Below are 11,757 nucleotides of genomic sequence, written 5' to 3'. Positions count from 1 at the left end.
CATGTCGGTGGTCATGCCAGCAGCACCCGATCAACCAGAAGCCCGCAGAACAGCAAAAACAGATAGGCCAGCGAATAGCGGAACGCGAAGCGCGCCGGCTTGTCCTTGGTCAGACTGACGCCTTCTGCATCCTGCTTATCGTTGAGCACTCGCACGGCGCAGAGAATGAAGCCGAGATCCAGAAGGCTGGTGACAATCGTGTACGTCAGGCCGACTTCATGAACAACACTCGGAACAAGAGATACGGCCGTCAGAATGAACGTGTAGATCAGGATCTGCCAACGTGTATGACGCGCGCCCTTCACGACCGGCAGCATTGGGATTCCCGCCTTGTCGTAATCCTTACATGCATACAGCGACAGCGACCAGAAATGTGGCGGCGTCCACAGAAACACGATGGCGAACATAGCGACCGGCAGCACAGCCATGGAGTTCATGCTGGCCGCCCAACCAATCATCGGCGGGAAAGCGCCCGCAGCACCACCAATGACGATGTTCTGAGGTGTGCTGCGCTTGAGCCACATCGTGTAAATAACGCTGTAGAAAAAAATCGAAAACGCGAGGATCCCGGCCGCAAGCGCATTTGTCGCTAGCCACAGTACGACGACGGAAAGAACCGAGAGAACGACGCCATAAACCAAGGCGGCCTGCTCAGGCATCCGGCCGTCCGGGATGGGTCTGACGACTGTACGTTTCATGATCGCATCAATATCGCGATCATACCACATATTGATCGCGCCAGCCGCCCCCGCACCAATACAGATGCACAGTATGGTAATGAGGCCGATGGGGATGGAGGGCCAGTGCGGCGCTACTGCCATGCCTGCTGCCCCGGTAAACACCACCAGCGAAATAACGCGTGGCTTGAGAAGTGCAAGCCACTCTCTTAGCGAAGGATCACCATCTTTGCCCGGAACAGAAAAGACCCCCGAAGGCGCCAGAGGTGTCGTCATGTCGCTCATGCGGAAACCCGAATAGAAATTCGGGTACGTCCGCTCTCCCTCAACAGAAACAACCCCAGCAGACCAAAAGCCAGCAGGCTAATACCCATGAGGATTTCTCCATAAACCATGAAAGCTGGCACGATCGAGCAGAACGCCCCGGTCAGCATCAGAGCAGCATGGAGACGGTTCATCATCGCTGGAATACGACCGGGGAGCAGCATCTCGACCCAAGCATAGAACCCACCGCAAAGCGCCATGATACCGCCAAATGCGACAGCGGAATGGTCGCTGGAATGGGCCGGAAACCAGTCCGAAAGCCAACCGGCCGCAAACAGCAGGATACTGCCGCTTGCCCAGAGCACCGCACCGTCAAGGTCGCGTTTGTGACGCCAGACATCCCGGCACAGCGCAGCGATCAGAACAATTGATGGAACGACCTGTGTAACAACCAACAGACTGGACCCTACCGTTGCCGGAAGCGCCCCATACAGGCCGTCCATCCACAGAAGAGGACCACCGACGCCCATCATCCCGAAGACATAGGGTGAGACCGCGGAGGTCACGCCCGAAGCATCGGAACGCGGCAGCAGAGCGGACGTCACCAGACCGAGGGCCGGTGTCAGCATCAGGGCCATTTCAGGCAAATGGAGCGTCTCGATCAAAGCGGTAGTGGTTATGCCGTCCATCATGCCGCGCGTCACGACGGCTGCCAGCACCGGTGCCACAAGAACCACACTGCATGCCGTCGCAAGCAGCGACCAGACAAGCGGTGCCATGTCCCGGAAGCGGCACGTCCGGCTTTCAAGGCAGGTTGTGATGACATCAATTGCGACGGCCAGAATTCCGACGGACCAGAGTAGAAGAGCGACAAAAGGCAGTACCGGGAGAAGCACCACACCCGCGGAAAGAAATCCGAAACCGGCCATGGTCATGCCTCGCAACATCGTGCGATCCACACCAAGAGCTGAGGGAAGAAGCCATTGCCCAAACCCACCCAGCGCCGCAGGACACATGACGAAGAACGTCATCAGAATTCCGTGGCAAAAAGCCTGCCCACTTGTCGGGTGCTGCTGAAGAACCGGCAGAGCAAGAGAGCCGCCCAGAAGTCCGGCGAATAATGCCAGCAGAATAAAAGACGTTCCGACTCGGCGGCCGGAACGGAGCGAGGCAGTATCTGGAGCAGTATCGACGGCCGGATAAATCATGATCGCGTAGTCGGTCCCTAACTTAGGAATACCGCAGCGAGCGTCGGAATACTCGGCGCCGACACACGTGCGGAACCAAACGCCGATCAGGCGACCAGGGCTGCTGCGTCGCTTTTACTCTCGCATTGCGGCAATGTCACGAGTGTAAACAGTCCGGCGGGTGGAACCGGTGTCAGCGTCGCGCGACGCAGATCTTCGGGGGGGAGAAGCGACTCAATGGCGAAATCGGGATGCCAGCCCAGGGAACGGGAGGCTCTCGCCATGCCGCGTTCGACAGACAGACGCAATCCGCCAGTGGCCAGAAAATGATTAACGAACAGAATATGGCCGCCGGGCTTTACGACCCGTTTCAGCTCGGCCAGCAGGCGGTCCGGATGCGGGACGACCGAGGCGACAAACATCGCAACGGCAATATCGAAACTGTCGTCCTCGAAAGTCGTCGCTTCTGCGTCCATTTCAAGGAGATCATCGACATTGGTCAGATGCTCCTGCAGAACGCGCATGCGTGCACGCTCAAGCATATCCTCAGACAGATCGATTCCCGTAATGCGCTTGCTCTGGGAATAAGACGGCAGGGCAAGCCCCGTTCCAACCCCGACTTCCAGAACCCTCTCGCCCGGCAGTGCATTGACCGCGGCGACTGCCCTCTTGCGTCCGTATCCCGAAATACCGCCAAAAACAGTGTCGTAAACGCGGGCCCAACGACGATAGGCCGTCTTGACGGCTTCCGCGTCCAGTGCCGAGCGCGGGGATAGGGTTGAGGACATGGTGATATGAGACCTTCTCTGTCCGCTCTGCCCGCAAAGGGGGCCAAAGCTGTCCGGAACATGTTCAATTGGCACCTTCTTGCCCTCCCGGACATGCATCTGGCAAGACACGCAGTGCGCATGACGTTTCGAAGGCGCATCTCGAAGCAGACCAGAGAGGACAGTCGTGACGACCTATTTTCTTGCTTTCATCACATTTGTCATCTGGGCAGCGCTCTACAGTCTCTATTTCCGTGAGCCAATCAGGGCCTGGTTTGTCAACCGCTTCGAGAAAGACACGCCCCTTCCTCAAACAGATGACGACACGGTTGAACCGCTGAATTACGCCCCTCCGTCAAAAGAAACCCAGAAGCACAACTGATCCGCGCGGAACGCCCGCCCGTAAGCACGGATCAGGACGCGACTTATTCCCTGACGCGTCTTTCAATCGCGTCCCAGATCAGCCCCGCGCTGTTGATCCCGTCGAAACGATCCAGTTCCTGCAAGCCTGTGGGGGACGTCACGTTGATTTCCGTCAACCAGTTGCCGATTACATCGATCCCCGTGAAAATCAGTCCGTGATCCCGCAGATACGGCCCGATCGCTTCACAGATTTCACGATCCCGCGGCGTCAGTTCTACACTCATGGCCCGACCGCCCACATGCATGTTCGAACGTGCCTCGCCGGTGGCCGGGACGCGATTGATCGCTCCAATCGCCTCTCCATCGACCAGAATGATCCGCTTGTCGCCCTGACGGACGGCTGGCTCATAACGCTGGATCATGAGGGGCTCGCGTGAGCGGGCGAAGTGCATTTCCAGCAGCGCCCCCAGGTTTTCATCATCCGGCTTGATCCGGAAAATTCCGGCCCCGCCATTGCCGAACAGTGGCTTGACAATCAGATCGTGATATTTTTCCCGGAAGGCCAGAATTTCGCGCGCATCCCAGGTCACGAGCGTCGGCGGCATCAGATGCGGGAAATGCGTCACCAGCAGCTTTTCGGGTGCATTCCGAACAGCCACCGGGTCATTCACCACCAGCGACCACCCCTCACCCACGCCATGAATATGCTCGAGTATGTGCGTCGCGGTAATGTAGCCCATGTCGAACGGCGGGTCCTGACGCATCAGGATCACATCCGTCTGCCCCAGATCCAGAACCTGCTCTTCGCCGAATGTCGCATGATTACCACGCTCGCGCCGTACTTCAACCGGCCGCGCCCGCGCCTGAACACGCCCGCCACGTCCCTGTCCTTCGACAAGGCTCAGCGTCGTCACCGGATAGACCCACAGTTCATAGCCGCGCGCCTGCGCCTCAAGCATCATCGCAAACGTGGAGTCACCATCAATATTGACGGACTCCAAGGGATCCATCTGAACAGCAACGCGAAGAGAACGGGACATCAGGAAACTCCGGTCCGGGGAAATGGGAGTGGAACAGTCTGTGTAAACGCAGGTCGTACTTTTTCAAAGCCACGCCCCTGCCACGCGTCAAACGTCAGGCCGCTACCGCCACGGGATAGGAGATCTTCAGGATTTCGATCTCGACCGGTCCGCGCGGCGTCTGCAACATCGCAACGTCTCCGACGCGCGTCCGCATCAGTGCCCGCGCCACCGGCGAGACCAGACTGACCTCGCCACGCGCCAAATCGGACTCGTCCACGCCGAGGATCGTCACCGTGTGCTCGACGTCATCTTCGTCCACATAGGTCACGGTCGCACCGAAAAACACACGGTCCCGCGTGGTCTGCCCTGCGGGATCGACAATCACCGCATTTTCCAGACGCTTGCCCAGAAACCGCATCCGCCGGTCGATTTCCCGTAGCCTGCGCTTACCGTACTGATAGTCGGCGTTCTCCGAACGATCCCCATTGCTGGCCGCCCAGGACACGATCTCCACAATACGTGGCCGTTCCTTCTGCGCCAGTTCCTTCAGTTCAGCGCGCATCACCGCCGCACCTTTCGGCGACAGATAATGCGAAAGCGGCGTCTTTTCAGCCATATCAGCGGCCTCCCCGACCGCGTTTCTTCTTGGCAGGATCATACCCGCCCCCACCCGGCCCCAAAGGCACAGGCGTCTTCGGAGCCTTACGCGCACCGGGTCTTCCAGCGGTCGAGTTGGCAATCGGCGGCGGCTCCAGCCCCATATCGATCGCTTCCAGACGCTTGACCTCGTCACGCAACCGGGCGGCCTGCTCGAAGTCCAGATTGGCCGCAGCCTCCCGCATTCGCTTTTCCAGATCCTGAATCGTCGCCGGCAGCGACTTGCCAACAAACTGCTCCGTATCCCCGGCCCCATCCGGCGCGACGGTGACATAGTCCTGCTCGAACACCGACGACAGCGCATCGCCAATCTTCGAACGCACCGTCATCGGCGTAATCCCGTGCGCCTCATTCCATTCCGTCTGCTTGGCCCGACGCCGCGCCGTCTCCTCGATCGCGTATTTCAGACTGTCCGTCATCTTGTCCGCATAAAGCAGCACACGCCCATCGACATTGCGCGCCGCACGCCCGATCGTCTGGATCAGCGACGTCTTGGACCGCAGGAACCCTTCCTTATCCGCATCGAGAATGGCTACGACCGAACATTCCGGAATATCCAGCCCCTCACGCAGCAGGTTAATCCCCACCAACACGTCAAACGCCCCGAGCCGCAGATCACGAATGATCTCAATCCGCTCCAGCGTATCCACATCCGAATGCAGATACCGAACCTTGACGCCCGCCTCACCCAGATAGTCCGTCAGATCCTCGGCCATCCGCTTGGTCAGCGTCGTCACCAGTACGCGACCACCCTTGCTGATCGCATCCCGACATTCATGCAGCAGATCATCGACCTGACCTTCGACAGGCCGTACATCCGTCACCGGATCAATCAGCCCCGTCGGACGGATGATCTGCTCGGCAAACACACCGCCTGTCTGCTCCATTTCCCACGGCCCCGGCGTCGCCGACACGAAAATCGACTGTGGCCGAAACGCATTCCACTCCCCGAAGGCCAAAGGACGGTTATCGATGCAGGACGGCAGGCGGAACCCATAATCCGACAGCACGCTTTTCCGCGCCCTGTCCCCACGCTCCATGCCACCAATCTGCGGTACCGTGACGTGACTTTCATCCACGATCAGCAGTGCATCTTCCGGTAGGTATTCAAACAATGTCGGCGGCGGATCCCCTGGCCCACGCCCCGACAGATAGCGCGAGTAGTTCTCGATCCCCTTGCACGCCCCGGTCGTCTCGATCATTTCCAGATCGAAAGCGGTCCGCTGCGACAGACGCTCCGCCTCCAACAGTTTTCCGTCTTCGGTAAACTGCGCCAAACGCTGCCGAAGCTCGTTCTTGATCCCGATCATCGCCTGATTGAGCGTCGGCCGCGGCGTCACGTAATGCGAGTTCGCATAAACGCTGATTTCCGCCAGATCCGCCGTCTTGTTCCCCGTTAGCGGATCGAACTCGACAATCTGATCGATCTCGTCTCCAAACAGCGACACGCGCCAGGCCCGGTCCTCGTTCTGCACCGGGAAAATATCGATCTGCTCGCCCCGCACCCGGAACGTCCCGCGCTCGAACGCCGCGTCATTGCGTCGGTACTGCAACTCCACCAGCGCTTTGATCAGCCGCTCTCGGTCAATGGACCCGCCAACCTCAAGCCGCACCACCATCTTCGAATACGTCTCGACCGAGCCAATGCCGTAAATACAGGAGACGGACGCCACGATAATAACGTCATTACGCTCCAGCAGAGCCTGCGTGGCGGCATGGCGCATCCGGTCGATCTGCTCGTTGATCTGGCTGTCCTTCTCGATATACGTGTCCGACCGCGGCACATACGCCTCCGGCTGGTAGTAATCGTAGTAAGACACAAAATACTCGACCGCATTATCCGGGAAGAACTGCTTCATCTCCCCGTAAAGCTGCGCCGCAAGTGTCTTGTTCGGCGCCAGAATCAGCGTCGGCTTCTGCGTCGCCTCAATGACTTTCGCCATGCTGAACGTCTTACCAGATCCCGTGACACCCAGCAGGACCTGGTCCCGCTCACCGCCCTCAACGCCCTGCACAAGCTCCGCAATCGCCGTCGGCTGATCGCCCGCGGGCTCGTAATCCGACTTGACGACGAGCCTGCGCGTCTTGGGTTTGACGGGCTGCCTCTCGGGAAGAAACTGCGTCAGCGGCATGGAGGCAGCGTTGCGAACGGAAGAAGTCGGTTTTGTGGCCATCATGGCAAGATGGGAAACAGCAGCACGCAGGGCAAGAGGCACGCTGAGAGACTCTGGCTGCCAGCATTCCGCCTGCGTATCTTTATGACATTTTATTTCTGAAAGGTATGGAGAGACTCGCGACCCGGCGGTATCAACGCCCATGTCTCTTTGAAGGAAAAACCGTCATGGACGTCCAGACGATCGAACAGACCTACAACCAGCTCCAGCAGCAGGCCCAGCAATCCGCACAGGCGCTTCAGGCTCTCGGCTCCAAAATGCAGGCCGCTGCCCAGACCGGCGACATGCAGGCCCGCGAATGGTCCCTCGACCTGCGCGAACTCGCCCTCGCCTTCCAGGCCGAACAGCAGCAGGTCACGAACCTGCTTCAGCAACTCCACGCTGCCCTGTCCAACGCCCAACCCGATTATGGCGCACAGTCAGTCTATGCCGCTCCCAACCCGCAGGCTCCTGTTCAGGCCGTACAGCCGGTGCCGGATAACAGCTTCATCTCAAACATCCTGAATTCCGGCTTCGCCCGGTCTGTAGAAGCCGGTGCCGGTTTCAGCATCGGCAACGACCTCATCAAGGAAATCTTCTGAATGCCCTTTCACTGCCCCAAGAAAACACTCTTTGGGCAGGGTCAGGCCCGCACATACCGATAGTGGTTATTTTTCAGAACTTCCGGCCTCATAAATTCTAGGAATCGTTATTAAGGGTCGTAACGATTTCCCAGAAATAACCAATGTGCCTGTCGACAAGATCCTTGGTAATCAGGTCCTTGAACCGATCATCTTCATAGATCGCAACTGATTGGGATTGCCCATATTTTTCGCTCTGGGCAGCAGCATAATAACCGCCTCCATGATTTTTTCCCCAATCACGGACGACATAAATCCCGGGGGCATCCTCGCCCAAATAAATAATGAATATTAATGAACCCCAGGCTTCATATGCTTTGTAGTCTTCTACACTGAGGGTTTTGTACTGCCTTGAGGCAGAAGTTTTCACTTCAATGAGGAGAGGCGCACCTTTACTATCAAACGCATAATCTGGCATCCTTCGTAAAAATAAATTCGTTCCCTTTTCCTCACAGCCAGTCATCTTCCTTTGAAGACCATATTGTAATGTTGGGAAATTCGCTTCGATCCCAAATCGAGCAAGCGGAGCACCAGCCTCGGCAAATATGCTTTCCAGAATCTGCTCGCCAATCCGACCAATTAACAGATTTTTATAGAAATCATTATTCTCATCACCCGACATACTCTTATCTCCATTTCCACACCTGAAATCAAAAAAAATAAAAAAGACTCGCACGTATGAAGATCAGGATACTACTCCAGAATTCATACACCAATGGAAATACTTCTGAAGACTTCCCCTAGAAGACCTGCCTTACATCAAAAAAAAGGACGCTTCCCGCAAAGGAAGCGCCCTTCTTTCATGACCCAAAACCCCTCAGAGCGTAGACAGCGCCGGTGGCACCTTTGCCTTCTCCAAAGCCTCCTTCTGACGCGCAGCAAGCACATTCACATCGAAGCCCTCGATCAGTTCTTCAAACATGTTGTGCCAGTTCAGACGCGCCTCCAGACGCAGGAACGCGCTCCCCAGCCCGATCGCCGAACGATCCATCAGCACAAACTCACGTGGCAGCCTCACCCCCCCCGTTCGCTTGAGCCCGTCATAGACCTTCTCAAGAACCTGACGTGCCTCCGCCGGATCATTACTTTCCTGCATGGAACACACGCGGTCCGTCATCAGCGGCCGGTAGAAGAACCGCGCCCATTCATTCAAGACATTCGCCGTTTCACGCGAAATCCCGACAAATCCCCACTTACTGTAAGCGTGGAACGCCAGTTCCTCGTTATTCTCCCGCAGCGCCTTGAACAGATCAATGATCCCCTCCACAAAGCGCGGCGAGAAAATCCGAACAGCTCCGAAATCCAGCAGATTCAGGCCATAATCGTCCCGCACGGTAAAATTACCCATATGCGGATCGCCGTGAATGACACCATAACGATAAACCGGCGTGTACCAGGCCTTGAACAGCGCGGTCGCCATCGCATTGCGATCCTCAAGCGGCAGATTCTCTCCCAGAACCGTCCGCATGCTGCGCCCGCTCACCCAACCCATCGTCAGCAGCCGCCCGGTGGACAGTTCTTCAACCGGCGCCGGAACCGTGACTTCGGGCGTTTCGGAAAGCATGTCCCGATAAAGCCGCAGATGGCTCGCTTCACGCCGATAATCCAGCTCTTCGCGCAGTCGGTCCGCAAGTTCGGTGTAAACCTCATCCTGACGGATCGTCGTCTCGAACTGCTTGTAAATACCCAAAGCCGCCCGGAACTGCCGTAGATCCGAATCTACAGCGGCCTGCATGTCCGGGTACTGCAACTTGCACGCCACTTCCCGCCCATCGACCAGACGCGCCCGGTGCACCTGCCCAAGCGACGCCGCCGCCACGGCCTCATGGCTAAAAGAACGGAAATGCTTTTCCCAACCAGCGCCAAGCTCGGCCTGCATGCGACGGCGCACGAAGCTCCAACCCATCGGCGGTGCATTGGACTGCAGATGCGCCAGCTCTTCGGCATACTCATCCGGCAACGCACCGGGAATAGTGGAGAGAAGCTGAGCCGCCTTCATCAGTGGCCCCTTGAGGTTTCCCAACGCCGACTTCAAGCCCTCTGCATGAACGCCCTTGTCCGTCTTGAAGCCCAGACGATTACCCGCCATCCGTGCCGCAATACCGCCAACCGCGCCGGAGGTCCGCGCCATACGACGCAGCTCCCCCATAAGGCCGGTGTTGTCGAGATCCCTCGCCATGATGCTCCTCAGTCCTCCTGCTCGAGCTGATCGATCAGCCCCGAGATCACATCAAGTCCTTTACGCCAGAAACCCGGATCTGTCGCATCAAGTCCGAACGGCGCAAGCAGTTCCTTGTGCCGCAGCGTCCCGCCCGCTTCGAGCATGGTGCGGTATTTCGCTGCAAAATCCTCAGGTTTTTCCTGATAAACGCCATAAAGCGCATTCACCAGACAATCCCCGAAAGCATACGCATACACATAGAACGGCGAATGCACGAAATGCGGGATATAGGACCAGTAGAGATCATAATCCGGTGTGAAGTGGAACACGGGCCCCAGACTCCGCACCTGAACCTCACGCCAGATTTCTCCCAGACGCTCCGGCGAAAGTTCACCCTTCGCCCGCTCGTCATGAACTTTCACTTCGAACTGGTAGAACGCGATCTGCCGGACAACCGTGTTCAGCATATCCTCGACCTTCGCCGCCAGCATGTGACGGCGACGCTTCGGATCGCTCTCCGCGTCCAGCAGCGACTGGAACGTCAGCATCTCGCCAAACACCGAGGCCGTCTCCGCCAGCGTCAGCGGCGTAGACGCATTCAGATAGCCCTGCGCCTTCCCCGCGAGTGTCTGATGCACGCCATGCCCCAGCTCATGCGCCAGCGTCATGACGTCACGCGGCTGCCCGCGATAGTTCATCAGAATATACGGATGAACCGACGGTACACAGGAATGGGAGAAAGCCCCCGAAGACTTCCCCGCGACCGGAGCCGCATCAATCCACGGATGCGTCAGGAACTCCTGAACGATCTCACCCAGCGCAGGATCAAACCCGGCATAGGCGTTCCGCACGATCTCCTTGCCCTGCTCCCAGTCGATCTTGCGCACGTCCACACCCGGAAGCGGCGCATTGCGGTCCCAGTGCTCCAGCGTCTCAAGCCCGAGCCACTTCGCCTTGAGTGCATAATACCGGTGCGCCAACCGAGGATAAGCCTCGTCTACCGCGCCCACAAGCGCATCAACAACCTTGTCCTCGACCATATTCGCCAGATTGCGCGAACTCGTCGGGCGCGGATAACCCCGCAGCTTGTCCCCGATCGCCTTGTCCTTGGCGAGCGTGTTGGTAATCATCGTCAGCAGGCGCGAATTTTCGCCCAGCACCGCACTGATCTGCTGCGCCGCAGCCTCGCGCTTCGTACGATCCGCATTCGTCAGCAGATTGAACGCCTCGCCCAGCGGCTTTTCCTCGCCGTCAATCGTGACACTCAACGTCGCCATGGTCTCATCAAACAGCCGGTTCCAGGCATTACGCCCCGTTACCGACTTATCCATCAGCACCTGCTCGACCTCATCGGAAAGCTGATACGGCCGGTACATCCGCAGATCCCGCAGATACGCATCCCATTTACGCATCTCCGGCGCCTCACAGATCAGCGCCAGCGTCTCGTCGGGAATGCGGTTCAGCTCCAGCGTGAAGAACATCAGATCGGAGGCCACCTCCGTCATCCGCTCCTGCACACCCTGTGCAAACCGCCCCCAGACCGGATCAGTGGTATGCGCGGCAAAACCGAGACTGGAAAACGACCCGATCTTCCCGAGACCTTCTTCAATCGCCTCATATTCGGCAAAGGCCGCCGCGAGCCCGGCACCATTCAGGCTATCCAGATGCCCTTTATACGTCCCGCAGAAACGGCGCGCCTCTCCCGCCCAGCGATCAAAATCCGCACCCAGAACAGGATCTTCCGGCGAAGCATAGAGATCGGAAAGATCCCAGCGGGGCGGTGTCTGCTCCCCGGAGAGTGAATTGGGCGTGCCGTCAGCGGCAGAAAAAAGCATGGTCATATCCTGACCTTAAAGCCACAATCC

General features: G+C 58.0%; 11 protein-coding genes. 2 read left to right on the top strand and 9 right to left on the bottom strand.

What is annotated here, in order from left to right; genetic code table 11:
- Positions 1-11: 11 nt before the first annotated feature.
- The 3 genes from GKA01_RS01355 to GKA01_RS01345 form a co-directional block, all read right to left on the bottom strand.
- Complete coding sequence (locus GKA01_RS01355) at positions 12-962, bottom strand: heme o synthase (RefSeq protein WP_146858441.1); 951 nt, start codon at positions 960-962, stop codon at positions 12-14.
- The gene (locus GKA01_RS01350) at positions 959-2,149 is read right to left on the bottom strand and encodes a cbb3-type cytochrome c oxidase subunit I (protein WP_146858439.1); all 1,191 of its coding nucleotides are present in this window, start codon (positions 2,147-2,149) and stop codon (positions 959-961) included. Before GKA01_RS01350 ends, GKA01_RS01355 begins: the two co-directional genes overlap by 4 nt.
- An 86-nt stretch (positions 2,150-2,235) precedes the next feature.
- Complete coding sequence (locus GKA01_RS01345; protein WP_146858438.1) at positions 2,236-2,916, bottom strand: class I SAM-dependent methyltransferase; 681 nt, start codon at positions 2,914-2,916, stop codon at positions 2,236-2,238.
- Between the two features lie 166 nt (positions 2,917-3,082).
- Between GKA01_RS01345 and GKA01_RS01340 the strand changes: the two genes are divergently transcribed.
- Positions 3,083-3,277 (top strand): hypothetical protein, encoded by a 195-nt coding sequence (locus GKA01_RS01340; protein WP_146858436.1) that lies wholly within the window; start codon positions 3,083-3,085, stop codon positions 3,275-3,277.
- A gap of 43 nt (positions 3,278-3,320) precedes the next feature.
- On the opposite strand, the gene gshB is transcribed toward GKA01_RS01340, so the two are convergent.
- The 3 genes from gshB to uvrB form a co-directional block, all read right to left on the bottom strand.
- Positions 3,321-4,298 carry a glutathione synthase gene (gene gshB / locus GKA01_RS01335; RefSeq protein WP_146858434.1) on the bottom strand — a complete coding sequence of 326 codons (978 nt, stop codon included), beginning with the start codon at positions 4,296-4,298 and terminating at the stop codon, positions 3,321-3,323.
- Between the two features lie 94 nt (positions 4,299-4,392).
- Positions 4,393-4,896, bottom strand: coding sequence for a transcription elongation factor GreB (gene greB / locus GKA01_RS01330; protein WP_146858432.1), 504 nt, complete (start codon positions 4,894-4,896; stop codon positions 4,393-4,395).
- Between the two features lies 1 nt (position 4,897).
- Positions 4,898-7,111, bottom strand: a complete 2,214-nt coding sequence (gene uvrB, locus GKA01_RS01325) for an excinuclease ABC subunit UvrB (RefSeq protein WP_146858625.1) — start codon at positions 7,109-7,111, stop codon at positions 4,898-4,900.
- Positions 7,112-7,278: 167 nt separating this feature from the next.
- Between uvrB and GKA01_RS01320 the strand changes: the two genes are divergently transcribed.
- Positions 7,279-7,692 carry a hypothetical protein gene (locus GKA01_RS01320; protein ID WP_146858430.1) on the top strand — a complete coding sequence of 138 codons (414 nt, stop codon included), beginning with the start codon at positions 7,279-7,281 and terminating at the stop codon, positions 7,690-7,692.
- Positions 7,693-7,789: 97 nt separating this feature from the next.
- On the opposite strand, the gene GKA01_RS01315 is transcribed toward GKA01_RS01320, so the two are convergent.
- From GKA01_RS01315 to GKA01_RS01305, 3 genes are all read right to left on the bottom strand, one after another.
- Positions 7,790-8,353 carry a hypothetical protein gene (locus GKA01_RS01315; protein WP_146858427.1) on the bottom strand — a complete coding sequence of 188 codons (564 nt, stop codon included), beginning with the start codon at positions 8,351-8,353 and terminating at the stop codon, positions 7,790-7,792.
- 195 nt (positions 8,354-8,548) lie between these two features.
- The gene (locus GKA01_RS01310; RefSeq protein ID WP_146858425.1) at positions 8,549-9,910 is read right to left on the bottom strand and encodes an ABC1 kinase family protein; all 1,362 of its coding nucleotides are present in this window, start codon (positions 9,908-9,910) and stop codon (positions 8,549-8,551) included.
- Between the two features lie 8 nt (positions 9,911-9,918).
- The gene (locus GKA01_RS01305) at positions 9,919-11,727 is read right to left on the bottom strand and encodes a M3 family oligoendopeptidase (RefSeq protein WP_146858423.1); all 1,809 of its coding nucleotides are present in this window, start codon (positions 11,725-11,727) and stop codon (positions 9,919-9,921) included.
- Positions 11,728-11,757 lie beyond the last annotated feature (30 nt).

It is taken from the genome of Gluconobacter kanchanaburiensis NBRC 103587 (assembly GCF_007988905.1).
Lineage (GTDB): Bacteria > Pseudomonadota > Alphaproteobacteria > Acetobacterales > Acetobacteraceae > Gluconobacter > Gluconobacter kanchanaburiensis.
Note: the sequence above shows the minus strand (reverse complement) of the source record. Positions and strands in the feature narration are given on the sequence as shown.